General features: G+C 72.4%; 20 protein-coding genes and 1 pseudogene. 12 read left to right on the top strand and 9 right to left on the bottom strand.

All coding sequences use genetic code 11. The features are described from left to right. Positions 1-15 precede the first annotated feature (15 nt). Positions 16-2052, bottom strand: a complete 2037-nt coding sequence (locus IW248_RS15350) for a glycosyl hydrolase family 28-related protein (RefSeq protein WP_196927552.1) — start codon at positions 2050-2052, stop codon at positions 16-18. 219 nt (positions 2053-2271) lie between these two features. Between IW248_RS15350 and IW248_RS15345 the strand changes: the two genes are divergently transcribed. The 4 genes and pseudogenes from IW248_RS15345 (at position 2272) to IW248_RS15330 (ending at position 4416) form a co-directional block, all read left to right on the top strand. After that, on the top strand, positions 2272-3366 hold the full coding sequence (locus IW248_RS15345; protein WP_196927551.1) for a PIN domain-containing protein: 1095 nt from the start codon (positions 2272-2274) through the stop codon (positions 3364-3366). Positions 3367-3543: 177 nt separating this feature from the next. After that, complete coding sequence (locus IW248_RS15340; RefSeq protein WP_030335934.1) at positions 3544-3765, top strand: hypothetical protein; 222 nt, start codon at positions 3544-3546, stop codon at positions 3763-3765. A gap of 190 nt (positions 3766-3955) precedes the next feature. Further along, positions 3956-4117: pseudogene (locus tag IW248_RS33880) on the top strand (GntR family transcriptional regulator); the annotation flags it as partial. A 140-nt stretch (positions 4118-4257) separates the two neighbouring features. After that, on the top strand, positions 4258-4416 hold the full coding sequence (locus IW248_RS15330) for a hypothetical protein (protein WP_196927550.1): 159 nt from the start codon (positions 4258-4260) through the stop codon (positions 4414-4416). Between the two features lie 40 nt (positions 4417-4456). Here the strand turns inward: IW248_RS15330 and IW248_RS15325 are convergent, their stop codons facing one another. From IW248_RS15325 to IW248_RS15310, 4 genes are all read right to left on the bottom strand, one after another. Further along, entirely contained in the window at positions 4457-4984 is a 528-nt protein-coding gene (locus IW248_RS15325; RefSeq protein ID WP_307787976.1) for a DUF1062 domain-containing protein, read from the bottom strand. A 260-nt stretch (positions 4985-5244) separates the two neighbouring features. Continuing rightward, the gene (locus IW248_RS15320) at positions 5245-6306 is read right to left on the bottom strand and encodes a Gfo/Idh/MocA family oxidoreductase (protein ID WP_196927548.1); all 1062 of its coding nucleotides are present in this window, start codon (positions 6304-6306) and stop codon (positions 5245-5247) included. A gap of 96 nt (positions 6307-6402) precedes the next feature. Next, complete coding sequence (locus IW248_RS15315) at positions 6403-7068, bottom strand: response regulator transcription factor (RefSeq protein ID WP_196927547.1); 666 nt, start codon at positions 7066-7068, stop codon at positions 6403-6405. Then, entirely contained in the window at positions 7056-8348 is a 1293-nt protein-coding gene (locus tag IW248_RS15310; protein ID WP_196927546.1) for a sensor histidine kinase, read from the bottom strand. The genes IW248_RS15315 and IW248_RS15310 overlap by 13 nt, the downstream gene beginning before the upstream one ends. 163 nt (positions 8349-8511) lie before the next feature. Here IW248_RS15310 and IW248_RS15305 point away from each other — a divergent pair, with 163 nt between their 5' ends. The 3 genes from IW248_RS15305 (at position 8512) to IW248_RS15295 (ending at position 11688) form a co-directional block, all read left to right on the top strand. Next, positions 8512-9207: an SDR family NAD(P)-dependent oxidoreductase gene (locus IW248_RS15305; RefSeq protein WP_196927545.1), complete on the top strand. Its 696-nt coding sequence runs from the start codon at positions 8512-8514 to the stop codon at positions 9205-9207. Beyond that, positions 9201-10835 (top strand): MFS transporter, encoded by a 1635-nt coding sequence (locus IW248_RS15300; protein ID WP_196927544.1) that lies wholly within the window; start codon positions 9201-9203, stop codon positions 10833-10835. The genes IW248_RS15305 and IW248_RS15300 overlap by 7 nt, the downstream gene beginning before the upstream one ends. An 85-nt stretch (positions 10836-10920) precedes the next feature. Then, positions 10921-11688, top strand: coding sequence for a TetR/AcrR family transcriptional regulator (locus tag IW248_RS15295; protein WP_196927543.1), 768 nt, complete (start codon positions 10921-10923; stop codon positions 11686-11688). A 25-nt stretch (positions 11689-11713) separates the two neighbouring features. On the opposite strand, the gene IW248_RS15290 is transcribed toward IW248_RS15295, so the two are convergent. After that, positions 11714-12523 carry a helix-turn-helix domain-containing protein gene (locus IW248_RS15290; protein WP_196927542.1) on the bottom strand — a complete coding sequence of 270 codons (810 nt, stop codon included), beginning with the start codon at positions 12521-12523 and terminating at the stop codon, positions 11714-11716. Between the two features lie 131 nt (positions 12524-12654). Between IW248_RS15290 and IW248_RS15285 the strand changes: the two genes are divergently transcribed. From IW248_RS15285 to IW248_RS15275, 3 genes are all read left to right on the top strand, one after another. Further along, on the top strand, positions 12655-13596 hold the full coding sequence (locus IW248_RS15285; protein WP_196927541.1) for an SDR family NAD(P)-dependent oxidoreductase: 942 nt from the start codon (positions 12655-12657) through the stop codon (positions 13594-13596). Between the two features lie 98 nt (positions 13597-13694). Further along, on the top strand, positions 13695-14897 hold the full coding sequence (locus IW248_RS15280; protein WP_196927540.1) for a low temperature requirement protein A: 1203 nt from the start codon (positions 13695-13697) through the stop codon (positions 14895-14897). 8 nt (positions 14898-14905) lie between these two features. Beyond that, positions 14906-17074: a hypothetical protein gene (locus IW248_RS15275; protein WP_196927539.1), complete on the top strand. Its 2169-nt coding sequence runs from the start codon at positions 14906-14908 to the stop codon at positions 17072-17074. Positions 17075-17088: 14 nt separating this feature from the next. Here the strand turns inward: IW248_RS15275 and IW248_RS15270 are convergent, their stop codons facing one another. The 3 genes from IW248_RS15270 to IW248_RS15260 form a co-directional block, all read right to left on the bottom strand. Then, complete coding sequence (locus IW248_RS15270; protein ID WP_196927538.1) at positions 17089-17484, bottom strand: hypothetical protein; 396 nt, start codon at positions 17482-17484, stop codon at positions 17089-17091. Beyond that, positions 17481-17930, bottom strand: coding sequence for a hypothetical protein (locus tag IW248_RS15265; protein WP_307787974.1), 450 nt, complete (start codon positions 17928-17930; stop codon positions 17481-17483). Before IW248_RS15265 ends, IW248_RS15270 begins: the two co-directional genes overlap by 4 nt. Positions 17931-18300: 370 nt before the next feature. Next, positions 18301-18438 carry a hydrolase gene (locus IW248_RS15260; protein WP_196927537.1) on the bottom strand — a complete coding sequence of 46 codons (138 nt, stop codon included), beginning with the start codon at positions 18436-18438 and terminating at the stop codon, positions 18301-18303. Positions 18439-18577: 139 nt separating this feature from the next. On the opposite strand from IW248_RS15260, the gene IW248_RS15255 reads away from it, so the two are divergent. Further along, positions 18578-21916: an ATP-binding protein gene (locus IW248_RS15255; RefSeq protein WP_196927536.1), complete on the top strand. Its 3339-nt coding sequence runs from the start codon at positions 18578-18580 to the stop codon at positions 21914-21916. A gap of 141 nt (positions 21917-22057) precedes the next feature. After that, positions 22058-23632 carry a Na+/H+ antiporter gene (locus tag IW248_RS15250; protein ID WP_196927535.1) on the top strand — a complete coding sequence of 525 codons (1575 nt, stop codon included), beginning with the start codon at positions 22058-22060 and terminating at the stop codon, positions 23630-23632. Positions 23633-23655: the final 23 nt, after the last annotated feature.

Below are 23655 nucleotides of genomic sequence, written 5' to 3'. Positions count from 1 at the left end.
GGCCGCCCACCGCTCTCACCACTGCGCCGGAGGCGGGGGCGGCGACACGGGCGGCCGGTCGTCGCAGGTGATGGTGTTGGGCAGCAGCCACGGTGCGAGCCACCCGCCGCCGTTACCGCCGAGGTCGGTCACTGTGAACTCCGAACCGGCCGGGGTGAAGTGGAACGATCCGCAGTTGTTGACGCCTACCGCTCCCACGTTGCGGGCGTCCACGTTGGCGAACGAGGCGGACCCGGCCGCGCGGGCGCTGACCACCGAGGTGCCGGTGCCGTCGACCCGGACGTTCCGGAACCGCGCATCGGAGATCGAGTAGAGATCCTTCACCGGCCAGTCGCTGACCAGCATGATCGCGTTGTACGTGTTGTCCAGGTACGCGTCGCCGGTCACCTCGATGGGCGCCTCGATGCTGCGATCCAGGGCGAAGACCCAGATCGCGCCGAGCCCGATGTTCCAGTTCAGCTCGTAGGTGCCGGCGCGAGCGGTGGTGTTGTTGGTGAACCGCAGGTGCCCGGTGAACGGCTCCGCGCCGAAGCGGGCCCCGGCGTGCAGGCCGCTGCCCTCGCGTACCGGGTCGGCGACCAGGTTGTGCGAGACGGTGGTGTCGGTGCCGCCGTAGATGGCGATGCCGTTGGCCAGGGTCGGTGACTGCACTGTGTTGTGGTCGAACGTGTTCCGCGCGTTGGCCGTCTTCTCCGACCACATCGCCAGGCCGTCGTCGCCGGTGTTGCGGACGAAGTTGTGCGAGACGAGGGAGTCGGTCACGCCGGTGTGGAAGTTGAGCGCGTCGGCGATCTGGTCGACGACGATGTTGTTGGTGACGCGGACGTTGCGCATCGGGCCGTCGAACCACAGGCCCGCCTTGGTGTGGTGCAGATAGAGGCCGTCGATGGTGGAGTCGCTCATCGCCCCGCCGATCGCGTTGACCTGGTCGGTGTCGATACGCTCCCGCACGTCGCCCTCGATGGCGAAGCCGGAGAGGTGCACGTTGCGGCTGCCGCCGTCGGCGGCGTCCCGACCGTAGAACCCGACTCCGGTGTGCACGGAGCCGTCCGGCGCGGGGGTCGGCAGGGCGACCTCGCGGCCCTTGATGATGGTGTACCAGTTGCCGGCGCCCTCGATGGTCACGTCGTCGACGATGATGTGCCGGTTGACCTGGTAGGTGCCCGGCGGGACGTACACCTTGAGGTGGGCGCGCCGAGCGAAGGCGATGGCCCGGTCCAGCGCGTCGGCGGAGTCCCGCCGGCCGGTCGGGTCGGCGCCGAAGGCGAGCACGTTCGCCGCGAGCAGCCGGACGTGTGGCGGCGCGACCAACTCGGAGTCGAGCAGGTCGATGACGGTCCAGGCGGCGGCGCTGCCGGGCGGCGCGGTGAGTCGGACCTTGTCGCCGGCCCGGTAGGTACGCCCGAGCAGCAGCCGCTGCTCGTCGTAGAAGTGGGTGGGCCGGAACGGCGTGCTGATGCTCGGGTACGGCGTGGTGGCCGACGGCACGCACTGGCACTCGGTGATCCACCAGTCCGGGTGCAGCAGCCCGGCCTGCGGGTCGTTGGTGAACGGGTACTGGTTGTAGAGCCACGAGTACTGCGACGTGAGCGTCATGGTGCGCAGGTGCTTGCCGTTGACCGCGACCCGCAGCGGCGCGGTGATCCCACCACCCTGCGGCGCGTCCGGGATGCTGTACCGCACGGTGATCCCGTTCGCCGCGCTGGGCAGGACGAACTCCACGTACTCCCCGGGCGTGAGCCGGACCGCCCGGCGGCCGGAAGCCTCCGCGGGCAGCGTGTAGGCGGACCGGTCGGGCCCGATGATCTCGCCGTTGGTGCGGGCGTTCTCCGCTTCCTGCTCGAGAAAGTCGACGTCCGCGCCGCGTCCGGCGACCAGCGCCGGATCGAGGGCGGCCCGGGTGACCACCGGCTGCGCGCCGGCGGACGCCTGTGGACTGGCGGCGGCCACTGTGGGCCCGGCGACCAGCACGGCGAGACCGGCCGCGAGAGCGACGGCGGTGCCGCCGGGCCGGCCGGGGCGTCCCCGCGCCGGCGTGAGGCTGCGAAACATCGGTGACCCTCCTGGGTGGGTGGTGGTGGAGGTCCGTCCGGCGTCCCCCCGACGCCCGACATTGATCGTCATGATGCAGCACTGAACATGGCACTGCAAGACACCTATCGAACAACGAAAATAAACGACTATTGGGCCGCAAGAAATGGACGGACGTCGAGTTGAGGTGTCGCGCGTCGTCCGCCCCGGCCAGCTCAGGCCCGGCGTAGGCTGGTCCGCGTGGATCAAGAAGACCGGATCGCCCTCTTTCTCGACTACGAGAACCTCGCGTTGGGCGCGCGCGACCACCGCGGCGGCGCGGCCTTCGACTTCCGGCCCATCGCCGACGCGCTGGCCGAACGAGGGCGGGTGGTCGTGCGCCGGGCGTACGCCGACTGGTCCTACTTCGACGAGGACCGACGGATGCTCACCCGGTCCCACGTCGAGCTGATCGAGATTCCGCAGCGGATGGGCGCGTCCCGTAAGAACGCCGCAGACATCAAAATGGCCGTCGACGCGATCGAGTTGGCATTCGAACGCGACTACATCTCCACCTTCGTGATCTGTAGTGGTGACAGCGACTTCACCCCGCTGGTGCACAAGCTGCGCGAGCTGAACAAGCGGGTCATCGGCGTCGGGGTCGAGGGGTCCACATCGGGGCTACTGCCCCCGGCGTGCGACGAGTTCCTCTACTACGACCGGCTGGAGGGCGTGGACATCCCGCCGGCCCGTGGTCGGCGCGCTCGCCCGACCACCCGACCGGCCGGCGCGGAGCAACGCCCAGCCGAGCCGGAACGGGAGCAGGAACCGGAGGCGGACCGTCGGCCGGCGGGGGAGGAGCCCGGCCGCGACGTGGACGCCCTCGCCGTGCTCGTCGCCCAGTCGGTCGCAGGGTTGCAGGGCAGCGCCAACGGTGAGGTCACCGCCTCCCGCCTCAAGCGCACACTGCTGCGCAAGGACCCGACCTTCAGCGAGTCCGACTACGGCTTCCGCACCTTCGGCGAACTGCTGCGCCACCTCGCCGAGCGCAACGTGATCGAGCTGGGCGAGGGCCCGGCGAAGGGTGACCCCGAGGTCTCACTGCCCGAGCACGGCGACCGGGAGGTGGCGTTCGGCCTGCTCCGGGGCGTCGTGGCGGACCTGGGCAGCAGCGGCAACCCGGTGGCGTTGTCCGGGTTGAAGAACCAGGTACGCCGGGCCCGCCCGGACTTCAGCGAGAAGAAGCTCGGCTACCGCAGCTTCCTGCAGTTCTGCAAGGCCGCCGCCACCGCCGGCGTACTGGATCTGCGCTGGAGCCCGGAGGCCGACGACTACCTTCTGACCACCCAACCCTGACCGCTCCGGCCCCTTCGGGGTGGCCTCCTGATTCGCAAGTCAGGAGCGGGAGAACCGCCCGTTATGGTTTCGAACCGTCAACGGTTGGGCCGAAATGCGCCTGGAATGTCGCTCTTGCCCCGGTCCGGGCATACCTGCGCCGTACCCTCGGCGCGGGAATTGCTATACGGTCGGCGAATGAAGGTGGAGGAACACTGGTGGAACGGAGACACGACCCCGCGCGGGCGCAGGGACGTGTACATCCGTACTGACGGGCAGGGTTGGGAGGTCCGCGCCCAGATCGGTGGGGCGTCGGGTCGTGAGCGGGTGCAGCAGTGCCCCAGCCGGGCCTCGGCGGCCATCCTCGCCGACGCCTGGCGCGGCACCCACCCATCCTGGCGCGAGCTAAAGCAGCGCTGATCCGGCACCGGGCCGGGTCGGCAACGCTCCCGGGCTTCAGCCCGGCGCACCCGCCGACCGGCCCGGCGCTCGGTAACGTTGGTGCGCCGCAAGCGCTCAGCTCACGCGTCACCGCTTCTGAAGCATGACGGAAGCAACATCTGCCAGAAGCGCTAACGCCTAATCCAGTTGCGGGCAGAGCGGCGAGTACGCGGCGGGGGAGCGTCTGCCCACCTACAACGAACTATCGGACCTCTACGACGTCAGTGTGACAACGGTTCAGCGGGCGATCATCGTCCTTCAGACACGCGGCTTGGTGGTGGGTCTTCAGGGCCGTGGCCTCTGGGTCGCGGAAGACGTGGGATCTCCTTGATCAAGTGATGAGAAGTAGGTCTCGAGGGGCAGATGCAGCTGTTTTTCATCACTTGATCAAAGGGCAGCGGCAGACATCCGTGTCTCCGCCCTTAGGTCGGGTACCCGGAGGTCTGCCGCTCGCGCCCGATGGAGGTCCCCATGTCGCAGGGTCCCGACGAGGAGAACCCGAGGCTCGACGAGGAGATCCGGGAGGCCGAGCGGCGGCTCGCCGACCTCGCCACCTCCTCGGACGACGCGCTGACCGACGACGACGCCCGGGCGCCGGACGAAGCCCGCTCCGAGGAGAACGCCGGCTAGGGGCCTGCCCGGCGTTCTGCCGGACAGGCCCCGAAGCGGGTCAGCGCTTCAGCGTGAAGGTGAAGTCGCCGGAGAGCTTGCCGCTCAACCGGAACGCCGAAACGACCTTCCCCTCCGCGATCAGTCGGTCGACCTCGCCCCGCGACAGACCGCAACCCTCAGCGATCAGTCGGGTCGGCCGGACCGGGATCCGTGCCGCGTTGCGGACCGCGACGTCGATCACGTCGAGGTCCAGGTGATCCGATCCGCCGGTGTCGAAACGCCAGGCGTTGTCCCAGTCCAGGACGAATCGGTTTCGGTGCTGGACGGCCGGATCCCGGAGCAGTTCGGCGGTCAGGCCCGGGTCGTTGGCATGGAGCCGGTCCAGCAGTTCGGGTGGGATGGAGCGCACGGTCATCCGCTCCAGGACGGTGAGCTTCGCCGTCTCCCCGCACGCGGTGCAGAGCGCGAGCAGCCAGACGTCGAGGATCTTGTGGTTGGCGTTGACACGGAACTTGCCGCTCGCCCGAAGGCGTTGGGACGCGCACGCGTGGCAACGGCGGCGAATGATCGGTAGGCAGGTGGGCACGACGGCCCAATTTATGAGCACAGAAGTACACCGGTTTCAGTGAGAAGTCCGCAGCAAAAAGGAGCGCGGCGCAACTGCGCGACGCGCGACAGATCAGCTCTCGGGAGGTCTCACAGGGTGTACAACGGCACGTCCTTGCCTAGACGACCTGGTTGCGCAGCACGGTAACGGCGCACGGTGGCGCCGCTCCACTGGTTTTCGCGTACGCGTCAGGAGCCCGGGTGGCGGGAGGTGCCGACCGGTCGGGTGTCGGGGCCGGGTCAGGCGGGCGGGACCGGCAGCACCACGCCCTCGGCCGCCGAACGGTGCGCCAGCTCGATCAGCTCGACAGTGTGGACCGAGTCCCGTGGGTCCACCGGCATCGGTGCGCCGTCGCGCAGCGCGGCCGCCACCTGCGCGTAGAAGCTCTGGTACGCGCCGGGCTGGGTCGGCACCGGCCGCAGGTCACCGTCGACGCCGAGCAGGCCGTAGCGCTCCGGCGGGACCTCGCCCCAGCCGGGCTGGTCCGGTCGGCCGCCGTCGTGCAGCGCCGCCTCCTGCACGTCCAGCCCGTAGCTGGTGTAGCCGGCCCGGTCGCCCAGCACCCGCAGGCGCGGCCCGAGTTGGGCGGTCAGCGCGCCCATCCACAGGTGCGAGTGCACCCCGTTGGCGTGGGTCAACGCCACGAAGGCGTCGTCGTCGACGGCCGCGCCCGCGCGGCGACGGTCCACCTCCGCGTAGACCCGGTCGACGCGGCCGAACAACTGCACCGCCTGGTCGACGAGGTGGGCGCCGAGGTCGAAGAGGGCGCCGCCGGCCTCCTCCGGACCGGCGAGCTCCCGCCAGCCCGGCTTGATCGTCGGACGGAACCGCTCGAACCGGGACTCGAAGCGCAGCACCTGCCCCAACTCGCCCTGCTCGACCAGGCGGCGGACGGTCAGGAAGTCGCCGTCCCAGCGCCGGTTCTGGAAGACCGTCAGCGGCACCCCACGCTCGGTCGCCTCGTCGATCAGGACGCGGCCCTCCGCGGCGGTCGGGGAAAGGGGCTTGTCGACGACGACCGGGAGGCCGGCGGCGAGGGCCGCGCGCGCCATCGGCACGTGCTGCCGGTTCGGCGTCGCCACCACGACCAGGTCCAAAGCGTCCGGGGTACGCCACAGCTCGTCGGCGTCGTCGACCAGGCGGGCGTCCGGGAAGTGCTGTCGAGCCTGCTCGCGCCGCTGCGGATCGCGGGTCACGATGGCGTCGAGCCGCAGCCCGGGGGTCGCGGCGATCAGCGGCGCGTGGAACACCCGGCCCGCCAGCCCGTACCCCAACAGACCAACCCGCAGCGCCTTCGCCATGCCGTGCCCCCGTCTCCCTGGTCCGCGCCCTGACCTGGCGCCGGTACCGCTGATGAGGTGAATCTACGCGCGGGCCCGAGCCCGGCCCGACGCTGGTCAGCTCACCGGGTCGGCGCGCAGGTAGGTGAGGACCGCGAGCACCCGGCGGTTGGTGTCGTCGCTGGGTGGTAGGTCGAGCTTCAGCAGGATGTTGCCGACGTGCTTGCCGACCGCCGCCTCGCTGACGTGCAGCCGGCCGGCGATCGACGCGTTGGACCGCCCCTCGGCGAGCAGGGCCAACACCTCGCGTTCCCGGGCGGACAGCGCGGCGAGCGGGTCGCGGGGGCGGTGCAGGAGCTGTCGGACCACGTCCGGGTCGATGGCGGTGCCGCCACCGGCGACCCGGCGCAGCGTGTCGACGAACTCGGTGACCTCGGCGACCCGGTCCTTGAGCAGGTAGCCCACCCGTTGGCCGTCGCCGCTGTCCAGTAACGCCGTGGCGTACCCGGTCTGCACGTACTGGCTGAGCACCACGACCGGGAGATGGGGTCGCTCGGCGCGCAACGCGACGGCCGCCCGCAGCCCGTCGTCGCGGCGGCCCGGCGGCATCCGGATGTCGGTCAGCACCAGGTCCGGTTGGTGTTCGCGGGCCGCCGCCAGCAGTTCGGGCGCGGAGCCGACGGCAGCGCACACCGTGAAGTCGAAGCGGGTCAGCAGCGCGACCAGGCCCTCCCGCAGCAGCACCTCGTCCTCGGCGAGCACCACCCGGGTCACCGACGACATGGCAGCTCCACCCGGACCACTGTAGGCCCGCCGGGCGGGCTGGACAGCAGCAGCCGGCCGTCGACGGCGGCGACCCGGTCGGCGAGCCCCGTCAGGCCGGTGCCCCGGGCCGGGTCGGCGCCGCCGTGGCCGTCGTCGGTCACCTCGACGACGAGGTCACCGCCGGCCCGGGTGAGGCGTACGTCGGCTCGGGTCGCCCGAGCGTGCCGGGCGACGTTGCCCAACGCCTCGGAGACCACGAAGTAGGCGGTGGTCTCCACGATCTCCGGCAACTCGTCGTGCAGGTCGGCGTGCACGGTCACCGGGATGGTGGCGGCGTCGGCCAGCTCGCGTACGGCGCCGGCCAGGCCAAGGTCGGTGAGGCTCTGCGGGCGGATGCCGTGCACCAACTGCCGCAGCATCACCATCAGGCCCCGGGCCTGGTCGTGCGCCACGGCGAGAGGTCGGGAGGCGGGGGAGTCCTCGGGTACGTCCAGCCGGGCCAGCCCCAGCTGGAGGGTGAGGCTGGTCAGTCGGGGCTGCGCCCCGTCGTGCAGATCGCGCTCGATGCGGCGGCGTTCGGCCTCGTACGCGCCGACCAGTCGGGTGCGGGAGCGGGTGACCTCGCGCAGGGCCGCCGCGTCCACCGGATGGGCCAGTGCCCACCGGGCCACGGCGGCCTGGACGGCGGCGAGCAGACCTGTGGCATACCAGAGCACCGGGATCAGCAGCACTCCCACGATCGCGTACGGAACGGCTTCACCGGTGCTGTCGATCGGCTGCCAGATCACCACCGGCTGGTTGGCGTCGCCGGCCAGCCAGGGGCTGGAGATCATCCCGAGGTCGAGCAGCACCAGGATCAGGAACACCCAGTACGCGACCGGCGTGAAGCCGCCCAGCCAGAACAGGTACGCCACCTCCCGCCAGGTCGCGGGGCTGCGGTAGCGGGCGGCGAGGCCCGGCCACGGCGACGAGGGCAGCGGACGGTTGTCGACGAGCCGGACCCGCCACCGCTCGACGGCGGCCACCGCGAAGCTCAGGATCGGGGCCAACGCCACCAGGATGACGCTGCCGGTGATCAGGAACAGCATCAGCGCGATGCTCGGCGGTCGGCCGTGCTGCCGGAGCGTGCTGAAGACGGGCAGCATGGGGCCGCCGATGACCAGCAGCCCGACGGCGAGGAACCCGGCGATCGGCACGGTGGTCACCAGGTAGGCCAGCGCGCGCCAGGGCCACGCGGAGATCAACCAGCGGCGGCGGCGTAGCGCCTCGGCCAGGTGCGAAGGGTGTTCCGTGGTCATGCGGCAGACGCTAATCGGGAGCGACCGTGCACCCCAGCCGTCCAGATCCACTCTTCGGGGTATGCCCAGCACTACCGGCGAACGGGTGTGCGGGGTCCGGAAACGGGAAGAACGGGCCGTCACGCGGCCCCGCGTGACCTATGCGAGCGGCGGCTGGAGAGACATGGGTGTCAGAACCTTCGTGGTGGTCGGCGGGACCAGCGGCCTCGGCCTCGAGGTGGCCCGACTGCTCGTCGACGAGCATCAGGTCGTGGTGTTCGGCAACGTGTCGGCCGAGGTCGCCGCCGCGACCGACGAGCTGGGTTGCGACGGCGCCGTCTGCGACATCTCCTCCTACGAGCAGGTCCGCGACGGTTTCGCCGCGGTGGTCGAGCGCTACGGCACCATCGACGGGGTGGCTGCCTGCGCCTCCATGTGGGCGGGCGGCGACCTGGGGGACCTGTCGGTGGAGCACATCCGCCGGGCCGTGGAGATCAACGTTCTGGGCCTCACGTACCTGCTGCGGGAGGCGGTGCAGCACCTGCACCGGCAGGGCCACGGCAACGTCGTGTACATCGGCGCGCTGGCGCTGGCGGCCCCCCGGCCTGGCATCCCCGTCTACCGGGCCACCAAGAGTTACGGCAACAGCCTTGTCGACTCGCTGGCCGAGGCCCAGCACAACAACCGGGTCAAGGTGATGCAGCTGCATCCCGGGCCGATGCCGACGCGGTTACAGGAACGGGTGGGCGCCGAGTTCCTGGACGAGGTGTACGCCATGCCCGAACAGGTCGCCGCCGAGGTCGTCCGGCTGCTGCTGCTCGAACCCGACGACCTCTACGTCTCCGGTGAGCGCGTGCTGCGCGCGGATGGGCGGTGGTGACGGCCGCTGCCGGACCCGCGGACCGTCCGGCGTCGGCGTGGGCGCCGTTGCGTACGGCGGTCTACCGCAACCTGTGGTTGGCGCTGCTCGCCGCGAACATCGGCACCTGGATGCAGACCGTCGGCGCCCAGTGGCTGCTGATCAACCACTCCAACGCCTCCACCCTTGTCGCGTTGGTGCAGACCGCCAGTCTGCTGCCGGTGCTGCTGCTGGCGTTGCCCGCCGGGGTGCTGGCCGACAGCTTCGACCGCCGGCACCTGCTGATCGCCGTGCAGCTGTTCCTGGTGGCGGTGGCGGTGGCGCTGACGCTGCTCACCCTGACCGACCGGATGCCGCCGGCGCTGCTGCTCACCCTCACCTTCGCGTTCGGGGTCGGGCAGGCGCTGACCCTGCCGGCGTGGGCGGCGGTGATCCCGGAGCTGGTGCCGCAGGACCAGCTGCGCTCGGCGTCCGCCCTCGGTTCGATAAGTGTGAACGTGGCGAGGGCGGTCGGGCCCGCGGTGGCCGGCGTGCTCATCGCCCGTACCGGAGTCGCCCCGGTCTTCGGCATCAACGCGGTCGCCTTCGGGATCTTCGCGTACGCGCTGTGGCGCTGGCGGCCCGCCAACGCGCGCGCCGTCGAGGTGCCCGAGCGGTTCACCGCCGCGTTGCGCGCGGGCAGCCGCTACGTTCGCCACTCGCCGACAGTACGCCGGCTGTTGCGCCGTGCGTTGGTCTTCGTGGTCCCGGCCAGCGCGCTGTGGGCGTTGCTGCCGTTGGTGGCGAGTCGGCGGCTGGCGCTGGGCTCCGGCGGGTACGGGCTGCTGCTGGCCGCCCTCGGCGTGGGCGCCATCGCGGGTGGCGTGCTGCTGGCCGTGATCCGCACCCGGCTGTCGGCCAACCAGTTGCTGCTGATCGCCGGTGCGTTGTTCACGGTGGCGCTGACAGTGGTCGGCACCGTGCGGGTGGTGCCGCTGGTGCTGCTCGCCCTGCTGCCCGCCGGGATGGCCTGGGTGACGGTGCTGGCCAACGTCAACGCCGAGATGCAGCTCTTCCTGCCCAGCTGGGTACGGGCCCGGGGTCTGGCCGTCTACCAGGTGTGCTTCGCCGGTGGGCAGGCGGTCGGCGCGCTGCTCTGGGGGTTGGTGGCCGACATGGCCGGGCTGGTCCTCGCGTACCTGGTGGCGGCGGCGCTGATGCTGGTCGGCACCCTGACGAGTCGGATCTGGCCGTTGCCGGACCTGCGCTCGGTGAACCGTGAACCGGCGGCGTACTGGCCACAACTGCACCTGGCGCACGAGCCGGACCCGGGGGTGGGGCCGGTGCTGGTGACTGTGCAGTACACCGTCCGGCCGGAGCGGACCCAACGGTTCCTGGCGGCGATGGACCTGGTGCGTGGCGCGCGGCAGCGGACCGGCGCGATGCGCTGGGGACTGTTCCGCCCGGCCGAGACGGTGGACCGGTTCGTCGAGGTGTATCTGGTGCCCTCCTGGGGCGAGCACCTGCGCCAGCACGGTGGCCGGTTGACCGGCGAGGACCGCGCGGCCGAGCAACGGGCCCGGGAGCTGACCGACGGGGAACCGGAGGTCCGACACCTGGTGCCCGCCGCCGCCGGTCCGACGCTGTCGGACGACCGCGAGGCGCTCTGACGCACACCGTGGCGACCGCGCGGCGGAGCAGGCCGGCGCAGCGCGGGCGTACGGCGTACGGCCGCGTGGTTAGGATGGTCGCACCATGGCGAGTGAGCGCAAGTCGACCGCAGACCCGGCCCGCAGCCTGGCCCTTCTCTGGCGCACCCGGGAGCCGACCAGCCGCAGCGCCGGTCCGGCGCTCAGCGTCGACCGGATCGTCCGGGCCGCGATCGACATCGCCGACGCCGAGGGGCTCGACGCGCTGACCATGCGCCGGGTCGGTGAGGCGCTGGGAGTCGGCACGATGTCGGTCTACACCTACGTGCCGGGCAAGGCCGAACTCGTCGCCGTCATGATCGACACCGCGTACGGCGAGATGCCGCGTCCCGCCGTCGAGGGCGACTGGCGTACCCGGCTGGAGCGGATCGCCCGCGACAACCTGGCGCTCTACCAGCGGCATCCCTGGATGCTGCGGGCCGAGACGACGCGCCCGGTGCTCGGCCCGCACCTGATGGCCAAGTACGACTACGAGCTCGGTGCGGTCGTCGACATCGGGCTCACCGACGTCGAGGTCGACGCGGTGCTCACCCTCGTGCTGGGTCACGTGAAGAGCGCCGCGCGGGCCGCCTCCGAGGTGGTCGACCTGGAGCGCGAGTCCGGCATGACCGACGGCCAGTGGTGGCAGTCGCACGCGCCCTGGCTGGAGACGTTCATGGCCGCCGACGCCTACCCGACCGCGTCCCGGATCGGCACCGCGGCGGGCCAGCAGCACGGTGCCGCGTACGGCCCGGAGTACGCCTTCGAGTTCGGTCTGCAACGCGTCCTCGACGGGATCTCGGTGGTGGTCGCCGAGCGGGCGGCCACCCGGTAACCGGCCCGCTTCGGAAACGGCGACGCTAGCGTCGGGCCAGCCGGGCGAGTGAGCGCGCCGACGGGCTGCCCGGTTCGGCGTGATAGACCACCAGCGACTGGGTGGTGCCGCTGATCGTCAGCTTCTCGTAGCGCAACGCCAACTCGCCCAGCTCCGGGTGCTGGAACACCCGCACCCCACCGCCCGCGCGGGCGGTGACGTCGTGCCGGGCCCACAACCGCCGAAACCGTTCGCTGCCGGCGGTCAGCTCCTCGACCAGCTCGACGAGGCGGGGGTCGTCCACCTCGGGGCCGACCTGTGCGCGCAGGCCCGCCACCGCGTTGGCCGCGACCGCCGTCAGGGCCGGGTAGAGCGCTGGCACGCTCGGGTCCAGGAAGACCGCGCGCAACAGGTTCACCCCGGGGGTGAAGATCGGTGCCAGCGCGGTCGCGACGGGGTTGGCGAAGAGCACGTCCAGGTGCCGGCCGTGCACGAAGGCGGGCGTCTCGGCCCACGAGCCGACCAGCTGCCGGATGCCCACCGGCACCCGCTCCGATGGTCGCGCCGCCCGGCGGGCCGGCACCGGCCGGGCCAGGCCGTGCAGGTGTGCCGCGGCGTCCGCGTCCAGCATCAGCGCGCGGGCCAGGGCCTCGACCACCTGCGTCGACGGGTGCCGGTCACGCCCCTGCTCCAACCGCAGGTAGTAGTCGGCGCTGATGCCGGCGAGCAGGGCGGCCTCCTCGCGGCGCAGGCCGGGCACCCGCCGACGGCCGTGTGCGGGCAACCCGACGTCACCCGGCCCGATCAGCTCGCGCCGGGCACGCAGGTATTCGCCGAGCGGGCCGGCCGTGCTCACCCGCCCATCGTAGGAGCCGCCACCGGCCGCCCATCCTGGTCCTGCCACTACCAGGAAAAACAGGGAACCGGCTAGCACCTGCCGTCTGGGTGACAGTGTCGGGGTAAGCGTGATCGAGAGACGGGACAGCAATGACAGAGCGCATCACGACCCCCTTCGGTTTCGCCTCGACCGCCGACGAGGTCATCGCCGGCGTCGACCTGACCGGCAAGCGGGCCGTCGTCACCGGCGGCGCCGCCGGCATCGGCGTCGAGACGGCCCGGTCGCTCGCCGCCGCCGGCGCCGAGGTCGTGCTCGGGGTACGCCGGGTCGCGGCGGGTGAGCAGGCCGCCGCCGACATCGCGGCCAGCATCGGCGCGGAGCGGGTCACCGTCCGCGCACTGGACCTGGCCGACCAGGATTCGGTACGCCAGTTCGTTGCCGGCTGGGACCAGCCGCTGCACATCCTGGTCAACAACGCGGGGATCATGGCGCTGCCCGAGTTGGAGCGCACCGCCGAGGGCTGGGAGATGCAGTTCGCCACCAACTTCATGGGGCACTTCGCGTTGACCGTCGGCCTGCACGACGCCCTCGCCGCGGCCGGCGGCGCCCGGGTGGTGTCGGTCAGCTCCAGCGGCAACCTCTTCTCCCCGGTGATCTTCGACGACCTGCACTTCGCGTTCCGGCCGTACGACCCGCTGCTGGCCTACGGGCAGTCCAAGAGCGCCGAGGCTCTGCTCGCCGTGGAGGCCACCCGCCGCTGGGCCGGCGAGGGCATCTACTCGAACGCGCTGAACCCGGGCGCCATCGCGACCGGCCTGCAGAAGCACACAGGTGGGCTCAAGTCGCCGAAGGAGATGCACAAGACCCCGCAGCAGGGGGCCGCGACCTCGGTGCTGCTCGCGGCGTCCCCGTTGCTGGACGGCGTCGGCGGTCGCTACTTCGAGGACTGCACCGAGGCCCCGGTCGTCAGCGAGCGGCCGGCCGACTACAGCGGCGTGGCCGCGTACGCGGCCGACCCGGGCAACGCCGAGCGGCTCTGGGACGTGGCAGGGGACCTGATCTCGCGAGGCGGCGGCACCGCCGGGCGCTGACGACGACGGCCCGGCTCGGCGGAACCGACCCGGGCCCGGCCGTCCGGGTGGTACGACTGGGGCGGCGGTGAGCAGCCGCGGGCCGGGGAAGGATGACGATGGCGGGCAGGCTTCCGGGAGGGCTGCTGCTCCGGCGGGAGAACCCGGGCAAGGCGTCGTTCCTGGAACTCTTCTTCGACCTGGCGTTCATCTTCGCGCTGACCCGCCTGTCCCGGGCGCTGCTCGACGACCCCAGCATCAACGGCGGGTTCGAGGCCCTGCTGATGCTGGCTGCGCTCTGGTGGGTGTGGTTCGTGACCGCCTGGTCGGCGGACTGGTTCGACCCGCGCGCCCCGCTGATCGTCGTACTGCTGCTCTGGACGATGTTCGGTGGCCTGCTGATGGCCGCGGCCGTACCCACCACGTTCGACGAGCACGCCATGGTGTTCGCCATCGCCTACGTGGCCATCCACCTGGGTCGGGCGGCGATCCTGATCCCCGCCCTGCGGGGGCACCCGCTGCAGGTGCGCAGCCTGCGGGTGGCGGTCTGGTTCGCGATCTCCGGCGTGCTCTGGGTGGTCGGGGCGGCCGTCACCCCGGCCCGGGAGGTGCTCTGGGCGCTGGCACTGCTGTTGGAGTACTCCCTGGCACGGCTGCGCTGGCCGTTCCCGTGGCTCGGCCGCAGTACCTGGCCGGAACTCCAGGTGAACGCGAGGCACCTCTCCGAGCGGTACCAACAGATCTTCATCATCGCCCTGGGTGAGCTGATCCTGATCGCCGGCGTCACCTACAGCGCGTCCAGCCTGGACCGGGACAGCACGCTGGCCTTCGCCCTGGCGTTCGTGACCGCGGTGGCCCTGGCCCGGCTCTATCTGGTGCCCGCCGGCGGGCGGCTGGGCGCCAGGATCGAGGCGGAGGGCCCGTCCGGCAGCAAGTTGACGCTGATGGCGGGCTACCTGCACCTCGTCATGATCGCCGGTGTGCTGGCCACCTCGGTGGCGATGGAGATGACGATCGGCCATCCGGAGGAACACAACACGGGGCAGACGACAGTTGGCGTCATCGGCCCCGCGTTGTTCCTGACCGCCCGGATTCTGCTCGCCATGATGGTCGACGGCAGCCGGCCCTGGGCGCGCCTGGTCGGTGTGCCGGCCATCATCGTGGGCGGCCTGGCCACCGTGCGGTCCCCGCAACTGGTCAACAGCGCCGTCGTCGCCGGGGTGCTGCTGCTGATCGTCCTGTTCGACGCGATGCCGGGACTGCGGCGGTTCATTCGCAAGTCCGGCAAGAGCGACGCGCCCGACCAGCGGCGACACGGGTAGCTGCCCAGATGTCGCAGAGAAGACCGCAGCACGGCGACCAACCGCGCGCACCCGACGTGGTGGAGTTGCGGGTGCACGGCGTGTCCGGGGCGGACCCCACCGTCATCCTCGACCAGGCGCAGGTCCGGCAGGTCGCCGGCGACGGCAGCGGGGGCTTCCACCGCGCCGCCCGGTCGGACGGCGGCGGCCCGGACGGGGTGACGCTGGAGGCGTACCGCTGGGGTGATCTGCCCTCGGGCACCGTCGGCCGGACCCTCGCCATGGTCTTCCTGCTGCCGTTCATGCTCAGCAACGTGGCCGTGTGGATGCGCCCCACGGGCCATCGCCGAGCCGGCTGGGTCACCGTGCTGTGTCGGCTTCTCGCGCTCAACCTCACAGTGCTGTACGTGGTGTCCATCGCCGGCGTCGCCCTCGACCTGCTCGCCTGGCGGTGTCTCGGCGCGGTCCCCTGCCGCGCGCCCTTCGACACCATGGCCGGGCTCGACGGCCGGCACGTCGGGCAGCGGCTGGCCCTGCTGGCGCTCCTGCCGATCGCCGCCATCGGGGTCCTGCGCCTACTCGGCACGCGTCGGTCCGGTCCGGCCGACAATCCACTGTGGGCCGTGGAGCCGCTGGTGCACAGGCTGCGCGCGATCCACGTCGCCGCCGCGCTCGCCGTACTCAATGTCGTGTTGCTCACGGCCCGTCGCGCCGGCGGCGCGACGTTCGGGTCGACGTTGCTGCTGGCGCTCAGTGCGGCGGTGTTGCTGGCCTGCGTCGGTCTGCTCGCCGTTCCGGGGATGATCGACCGGGCGGCGACCGAGCGAACGGCCACCTGGACCGCCCGCACGGTGGGCGTGGTGGCGGCCGGCCTGAGCGTGGCGACACTTGTCATCGTGGCGGGCGACCGGCGCGCCTGGTTGCCGGCGGCCGGGCTGCCCGGCTACGGCGGGATCGCGGGTGTCGCGCTGTTCGGCCAGATGGTGCTGCTGGTGCTGCTCAGCGGTGTGGTGCTGTGGCACCACGGTCGGGTGGGCGGCCGGTCCGCGCTGCCGGGTGGCCTTGGCGCGGCGGTCCTCGCCGCCTTCGCGGTCGGCCTGACCGGCGCGCTCTCCGCCGGCCTCGTCTACCAGACGGGGGAGTTGCTCGGTGGCTACCGCGGTGACGGTGGGCCACCGCTGCCGTATCGCTGGACGCTGCTGGCCTTCTTCCTGCACGTGGTCGCGGCGGTGCTGCTGTGTGGCGCGATGAGCGTCGTGTCGCTGCGCCGCCGGCGGCGTGCGGCGGCGGCGATCACCGCCCGGGACTTCCCGGTCGTGCCGCCGGAGGCGGTCGGTCGGCTGCGGCTGACGACGAAGACCATCGCCCAGGCGCGGTTCACCGAGTGGTTGGGTCTGCTGGCCGCCACCTACGCGGCGCTCGCCGTGGTCGGACTGGCAACGAGCCTGGTGGGGAGTACCGGGCGCGACCCGGAGGAGTTGACCCGGCAGCTGTTCGGGCTGCCGGCCGGAGCCGTCCAGATGGGGCTCAGCGGCGGCAGCTACCTCCTCGCCGCGTTGCTGGTCACGCTGTTGGCGGGTGGCGTGTTCGCCTACCGGACCGCGTGGTTTCGCCGGCACGTCGGCATCCTGTGGGACCTGGGCACCTTCTGGCCCCGGGCGGCGCACCCGTTCGCGCCGCCGAGCTACGCCGACCGCGCGGTGCCGGAACTGGCCGACCGGATCAGCCAACTGACCGAGCGACACGTCGGGGTGTTGCTCTGTGGGCACAGCCACGGGTCTGCGCTGCTCGCTCTCGCGGTGCTGCGGCTGCCCCCGCGGGTACGTCAACGGGTCGCCCTGCTCACCTACGGGTCACCGCTGGACCGCCTGTACGCCCGGCTCTTTCCGGCCTACCTCAACGAGGAGGTGCTGCGTGAGGTGGGGGAGCGCGTCCAGTGGCGGTGGCTCAACCTCTGGCGGGACACCGACCCGGTCGGCGGTTGGGTCTTCGCCGCGCACCGCCCCGGCGATCCGCCCCCGGACCCGGCCGATCCGGCTGGCCAGGTCGACCGGCGGTTGCGGGACCCACCGGACCTGCTGCCGGCGCCGGGGGAGCGGTCCGCGCCGCCGCTACGGGGACATCATCCGGGCGAGTGCGACAGCGAGTTCCGGGCGGCGGTGCGCGAACTCGCCGAACGCCTGCGTGGCCGGAGTTGACTCGTCGAAGCCGCTCAGCGGTCCTCCGCCAGCCGTTCCGACTCCGCGACCACCGTGCGGATCTTGCGCAGCGTGGCGTCGGGGGCGTGCACCGCCGTACGCCACCGGTCGAGCGTGCGGCTGAGCACCCGGACGACGAACTGCAACTGGTTGACCTGCTCGCGCAGCAGCCCCAGCTCCGATCGGGCGCCCAACGCCTCGCTCTCCAGCTCGGTGATCCGCACCTGTAGCGGTTGGACCAGGGTCAGTGCGGCCTCGGTGAGGGTGTCGGCGGCGTCGGCCTTGAACTTGCCGCGCTGGGCCACGACCGTGGCGATGGCAGCCAGACCGGTGGTGCCACCGAGGACGCCGAGCAGGCTGAGCAGCACCTGCACCCAGTGTGGTGCCTCGGGCGTCGGTGCGGAGATCACGTCACACCTCCCACGACCCGTCGGTGCGTCGAGCACTGGTGGCCCTTGGCCAGGCAACGCAGGTCGACGGCGATCTGGGCGGCCCGCCAGAACGACCCGGCCGGCACCGCGGCGATCAGCGACGCGGCGACGACGCCCTGCTCGCCCGCGACCGCCACCAACGCCACCGCGTACATGCCGGTGATGGTGCCGAGCACCAGGACGGACGCGAGTTCGACGCCGAGGCCGGTGGACAGCTGGCCCGGCCACAGGATGCCCAGGAGGCCGCCCAGGCCGACGACGACCAGGGCGACCTCCCAGCCGACCTGGATGGGTTCCGGCATGGACATCTGGACCGACGGTGGTCGGACGTCGAGCGCGAGCAGCAGAATGCCGCAGATGGGCGTCGTGACCAGCGCGGCCACCTCGAACGGCTGGTGCTTGGCTCGGATACGGAGATTTCCCACGGCAACTCCCTGGTCGAGAACCGGCACGGTCCGCCAGCCGGCGCGAGGGTCGATGCCGCGTTGAGGTTTCACGACCGAGGGTGCGGTCCTGCGGCGAAGCCGGTGGTGGCGGTGGGTGCGAACAATCGAGGGTCGAGGAGATGAGCGACGTGCCGCCGTTGGCTTGCCGATATCTGCCTGTGTATCACCGATGACCGGTTGTCGTCCACCTGGTGTAACGTCGCGTTCCCGCAGCTCAACGCCCCATTGCGAGCGGCTTCCCGGCCTCCGGGGCGGATGAAGCGCGGCGACCCGGCCACACGGCCACCTGGTGACAACGAGTGTCGGATATCTTGCCCAGGGTGACAGTGGTGGTCGGGTCGCCGATCGGTCAACGGGCGAGCAGGTTCCGCAGCGCCCGGAGCACCGCGGCCGGCGCCTCCTCGGCCATGAAGTGTCCGCAGCCGACCGTCTGGTGGTCCAGGTCCGGCGCCCAGGCCCGCCACACCGCCGCGGCGTCGTAGCCCACGGGGAACCTTCCTGGTGAGCAGTGCCGGCGGGGGGCGGTGGCCCGTCGCCGTCGTACCTCGTCGAGCCTGCCCGGAGGTCATCAGCAGCCGGTCAGCGTCGGATGAGTGCCGGCCGGGCCACCCGCCTAGGGTGGTGCCATGACCAGGCAACTGACGGCGCCCGTCGTGGTGACCTTCGGTGTGCTCGGGCCGGTGATCGCCGCGACCGAGCGCGGCCCGGTCCCCCTGCGGGGCCACCGGCAGCGCTTGGTGCTGGGCCGGCTGTTGATCGCCCACGGTCGGGTGGTGCCTGTGGATCGGCTCGTCGACGACCTGTGGGAGGTCCCACCGGACGGCGCGGTGGGCGCGATCCGGACCTTCGTCGCCGACCTGCGCCGGGCCCTGGAACCCGATCGACCACCCCGGCAACCGCCGGGGATCCTGGTCACCGAGCCACCCGGGTACGTGCTGAAGGCCGCCCCGGAAACGGTGGACGCCGGACAGTTCGAGGCGGCCGTCGGGGAGGCGGCCGGACTGCTGGCGGCCGGACGCCCCGGGCCGGCCCTGGCCGCGCTGGAGACGGCACTCGGGCTCTGGCGGGGGCCCGCCTACGCCGACTGCGCCAACGAGTCCTGGGCGGTCGCGGAGATCAACCGGCTGAACGAGTTACGGATGCTCGCCGTCGAGCGACGGGCGGAGGCGCTCCTCGCCGTGGGCCGACCGGACGACGCCGCCGCGGACCTACCGGCACACCTGGCCAGCCATCCGCTGCGCGAGGACGCCTGGCGGCTGCTCGCGGTCGCCCGCTACCGCGCCGGCCGGCAGGGCGACGCGCTGGCCGCGCTGCGGGAGGCCCGCCACGTCCTGGTGACCGAGTTGGGCGTGGACCCGGGGCCCGAGCTGCGACGGCTGGAAGCCGACATCCTGGCCCAGGCGCCGCACCTCACCCCGCCCCCGGAACGGGCCGCCACCCCCGACCTCCGGGAGGCCGCTCGACCCGTCGAGGTGGGGCAGCGCCCGTTCGTCGGCCGCGACGCCGAACTGGAGCGGCTGCGGCACGCCGCCGACGCCGCGTCCCGACGCCACCAGCCCACGCTCGCCCTGCTCAGCGGCGACCCGGGCGCCGGCAAGACGGTGCTGGCCGAGGCCCTGACCCGGCGCCTCGTCGCCGACGGCTGGACCACGGCGTGGGGACGCAGCCCGGAGTACGAGGGCGCCCCACCAGCGTGGCCGTGGACCCAGATCACCGACGCGCTCGCCGGGCCGGCTGCCCCCGTCGTCGCCGTCGAGCCGGCCGTCGGCTCGGCGGGTCCCGCCGAGAGCCGGTTTCGCCGGCACCGTGCGGTGGCGTCGCTGCTCTCGGCGGTCGCCGACCGAGGGCCGGTCCTCCTGGTCCTCGACGACCTGCACCGCGCCGACGGCGACACCCTGGACCTGTTGACCGCGCTGCTCACCGGCCCTCAGCCGGCCAACGGGCCGGTGCTGATCCTCGGCACCTACCGGGCCACCGAGATCAGCCCGGAGCTGACCGCCACCCTGGCCCGCGCCGCCCGGCTGGAACCGGTCCGGGAATATCTTGCCGGCCTGCCCGCGTCGGCGACCGGTGAGCTGGCCGGCGCCATCGTCGGGGCGGAGCTGGACCCGGCCACCACCCGGTCGATCCACAAGCGCAGCGGCGGTAACCCGTTCTTCGTCCGCGAACTGGCCCAGCTGTACGCGGGTTCGGGGGAGGCGGGTCTGGCCGCCGTGCCGCCCGGGGTACGCGACGTGATCCGGCACCGGTTGGCGCAGCTGCCCGCCTCGACCCGTACCGTGCTGCGGCAGGCGGCAGTGCTCGGCCGGGACCTCGACGCGGACGTGCTCGGCGCGTTGGCCGGTGACCCGACGGCGGCGCTGGACGCCGTGGACCGTGCCCTGGCGGCCGGTTTCCTCACCGAGCGGGAGTCCGACGGGCGGCTGCGCTTCACCCACATCCTGGTCCGCGACACGCTCTACGCCGACCTGTCCGCACCGCGCCGCTCCGCCTGGCACGCGGCCGTCGCCGAGGTGCTGCGACAGCGGGAACCGGTCGAGCCGGCGGCCCTCGCGTACCACCTGCTGCGCGCCGGTGGCCCGGCCGCCGCCGCCCAGGCGTCGACGTACGCCCGGGTGGCGGCCGAGCGGGCCGAACGGGGCGGCAGCCCGCACGAGGCGGCCCGCCTGTGGGGCCAGGCGATCGAGGCGTACGACCGCGCCGGCGGGATCGAGCAGCGCGGGCGGGTGACCGCGCTGCTCGGACTCGGGCGGGCGCTGGCCGTGACGGGCCGGCTGGCCGAGGCGCGGCGACGGCGAGCCGAAGCGATCACCGCCGCCGAGTCCACCGGCGACCCCCTGCTGATCCAGGAGGTGCTCGCGGGCTTCGACGTGCCCGCCAGCTGGACGCGCAACGACGACGATCTGCTCTCCGGGCACATCGTCCGAGCCGCCGAACACGCCCTGACCGCGCTCGGCCCGACCGGTTCGGCGCAGCGCAGCCGGCTGCTGAGCACCCTCGCGCTGGAGCTGCGCGGCACCACCACCGATCGTGGCCGCCGCGCCGCCGACGAGGCCGAGACGATCGCCCGCCACATCGGCGATCCCGGGCTGCTGGCCTTCGCGCTCAACGCCCGCTTCATGCACGCCTTCGAGCGCGTCGGTCTGGCCGACGAGCGGGCCCGGATCGGTGTCGACCTGGTCGACCTGGCCACCCGACACCACCTGGTGACCTTCGAGGTGCTCGGCCACCTCGTCCTGGTCCAGGCCCACTGCGCGCTGGCCGACCGGCCCGGCGCCGACGCGCACGCGCGCGCCGCCGACCACCTCGCCGAACGGTACGAGCTGCCATTGGTCGGCGTCTTCACCCAGTGGTACGCCGCACTGCGCCTCGCGCTCGACGGTCAGTCGACCGCGGCGGCGGACGCGTACCGGGCGGCGGCCGACCGAATGCCCGCCGACGGTATGCCGGGACTGGCCCAGGGGTTGCTGCCGCTCGCCCTGCTCGGCCTGCGGCTGGCCGACGCCGTCAGCGACGACTCACCGGCAGGCGACGCCCGGCTGGTCCCCGAGCTGCGACCGATTCCCGGGCCGGACGACGTGGACTGGGCGCGGCTGGACTGGGGCCCGCACGAGCCCTGGGTCCGACCACTGCTGCTCGCCGCCACTGGCGACCGCAGCGCCACCCGGGCGGCACTGCGAGCCCTGTCGGACGGGCCGCACGACCTGCTGCGGGAGGTGCGGCTGTGCCTCACCGCTCGGGCGGCGCTGGCCATCGGCGACCGGCCCACCATGGAACGCGTCGCCGTCGCGCTCCGCCCGGCCGCCGCCGAACTGGCCGCCGGCAGCGGAGTGGTCACCGTCGGCCCGGTAGCCGGGCACCTTGCGGATCTGGCCGCCGCGCTGGGCCGCGACGAGGAAGCAGCCGAGCACCGCCGTACCGCGCGGATGCTCACCGCACGCGTCCGCGCCGACGACCCAACCTGAGCGCCACCGGGCGAATGCTGCACGTCCCGCGCGCGGGCTACCTGGCGACTTGCCGGTTTCCGCCGGAACCCACCGCCGGGTGCGGTCAGATGGAACCACCGGCGCGTCCGCCGTCGGCCATGGTCCGAGGGGGGAGTACGCGTGGAGGCGCTCATCCTGATCGTGGCGCTCGGCGTCACGGTCCTCGTCGGCACCACTCTCGGCGGTCGGTACCGGGTCGCCCCACCGGTCCTGCTCATCGCGTTGGGCGTGTTGCTGGGGCTCACGCCGCCGCTGTCCGAGGTCACCCTGGAACCGGACCTGGTCCTGCTGATCTTCCTGCCGGCGATCCTGTACCGGGAGAGCCTCACCATCAGCCTGCGCGAGATCCGGGCGAACCTGCCGGTGATCGGGTTGCTGGCCGTGGTGCTGGTGGTGCTCACCATGGTCACGGTGTCGCTCGCCGCGCAGGCGCTCGGGGTGAACCCCGCCGCCGCCTGGGTGCTCGGCGCGGTCCTCGCGCCGACCGACGCCGCCGCGGTCACCGGCCTGGCCAAGCGGCTGCCCCGGAAGCTGCTCACCACTCTGCACGCGGAGAGCCTGATCAACGACGGCACCGCGCTTGTGGTCTTCGCGGTGGCCGTGGGTCTGCTCAGCCAGAGCGACAAACCAGGCGTGCTGGGTATCGGCGAGGAGTTCGTCGGCGCCAGCGTCGGCGGCGTGGTCGCCGGTCTGCTGGTGGGCACCGCCGTGGTGCTGATCCGCAAGCGGCTCGACGATCCGCTGCGGGAGGGCGCGCTCAGCGTGCTGACACCGTTCGGCGCGTTCCTGCTCGCCGACTCGGTGCACGCCAGTGGTGTGCTGGCGGTGGTGGTCGCCGGTCTGGTGCTGGCCTACGCCGGCCCACGGGTGATCCGCGCCCGGTCCCGGGTGCTGGCGTACGCGTTCTGGGACCTGTCCACGTTCCTGATCAACGGCGGGTTGTTCGTCCTGCTCGGCACGCAGATTCCCCGCGCGGTCCGGGGTATCACCAGCACCTCGCCCGGGCGTGCTCTGGTGATCGTGCTGGTGGTCACAGTGGTCGTGATCGGCACCCGACTGCTCTTCATCTATCTCACCGCGCAGTCGGCGCGGCTGCGACGCCGGCGGATGGTGGACCCGAGCCAGGGGCCGTCCACCTGGCGGGTGGGGACGGTCGCGGGCTGGTCCGGCTTCCGGGGCGCGGTCTCGCTCGCCGCCGCCCTGGCTGTCCCGACGATGACTGTCGACGGCCGTCCGGTGGTCGAACGTGATCTGATCATCTTCGTCACCGCGCTGGTGATCGTGCTGATCATGCTCTTGCAGGGCACCACCCTGCCACTGGTGGTGCGCTGGGCCGGGCTGAGCGGCGACCCGGAACGCGTCGACGAGGCCCGCAACGCCCGGCGGCGGGCCACCGAGGTGGGCCTTGCCGCTCTTCCCCAGGTCGCCGCCGAGGTCGGTGCCCAGGACGACTCGGTACGTCGGTTGCAGGCCGAGTATCAGCGGCATCTGGCCGACCTCAACGAGAGCGGCGGCAACACCGCCGAGGAGCGCCGGCTGGAGCGGCGACTGCGCCTCGGCGTCCTCGCCCACAAGAGGCGGGAGGTCACCCGGCTGCGCGACAACCGGGAGATCGACGACCTGGTGCTGCAGGAACTCCAGGCCGCGCTGGACAACGAGGAGATCCGGCTGCTGGGGCGCGGGCCCAACGAGTGATCATCGGCGGGCGTCCGGCCCGC

Origin of the sequence: Micromonospora ureilytica, from assembly GCF_015751765.1 — a bacterium.
Classification (GTDB): domain Bacteria; phylum Actinomycetota; class Actinomycetes; order Mycobacteriales; family Micromonosporaceae; genus Micromonospora; species Micromonospora ureilytica.
Note: the sequence above shows the minus strand (reverse complement) of the source record. Positions and strands in the feature narration are given on the sequence as shown.

Bases quoted from the DNA above. Each gene is read 5' to 3' on its own strand.
- IW248_RS15350 (WP_196927552.1), bottom strand. From the start codon at position 2,052: ATGTTTCGCAGCCTCACGCCGGCGCGGGGACGCCCCGGCCGGCCCGGC.
- IW248_RS15340 (WP_030335934.1), top strand. From the start codon at position 3,544: ATGAAGGTGGAGGAACACTGGTGGAACGGAGACACGACCCCGCGCGGG.
- IW248_RS15330 (WP_196927550.1), top strand. From the start codon at position 4,258: ATGTCGCAGGGTCCCGACGAGGAGAACCCGAGGCTCGACGAGGAGATC.
- IW248_RS15320 (WP_196927548.1), bottom strand. From the start codon at position 6,306: ATGGCGAAGGCGCTGCGGGTTGGTCTGTTGGGGTACGGGCTGGCGGGC.
- IW248_RS15315 (WP_196927547.1), bottom strand. From the start codon at position 7,068: ATGTCGTCGGTGACCCGGGTGGTGCTCGCCGAGGACGAGGTGCTGCTG.
- IW248_RS15310 (WP_196927546.1), bottom strand. From the start codon at position 8,348: ATGACCACGGAACACCCTTCGCACCTGGCCGAGGCGCTACGCCGCCGC.
- IW248_RS15305 (WP_196927545.1), top strand. From the start codon at position 8,512: ATGGGTGTCAGAACCTTCGTGGTGGTCGGCGGGACCAGCGGCCTCGGC.
- IW248_RS15295 (WP_196927543.1), top strand. From the start codon at position 10,921: ATGGCGAGTGAGCGCAAGTCGACCGCAGACCCGGCCCGCAGCCTGGCC.
- IW248_RS15285 (WP_196927541.1), top strand. From the start codon at position 12,655: ATGACAGAGCGCATCACGACCCCCTTCGGTTTCGCCTCGACCGCCGAC.
- IW248_RS15280 (WP_196927540.1), top strand. From the start codon at position 13,695: ATGGCGGGCAGGCTTCCGGGAGGGCTGCTGCTCCGGCGGGAGAACCCG.
- IW248_RS15275 (WP_196927539.1), top strand. From the start codon at position 14,906: ATGTCGCAGAGAAGACCGCAGCACGGCGACCAACCGCGCGCACCCGAC.
- IW248_RS15255 (WP_196927536.1), top strand. From the start codon at position 18,578: ATGACCAGGCAACTGACGGCGCCCGTCGTGGTGACCTTCGGTGTGCTC.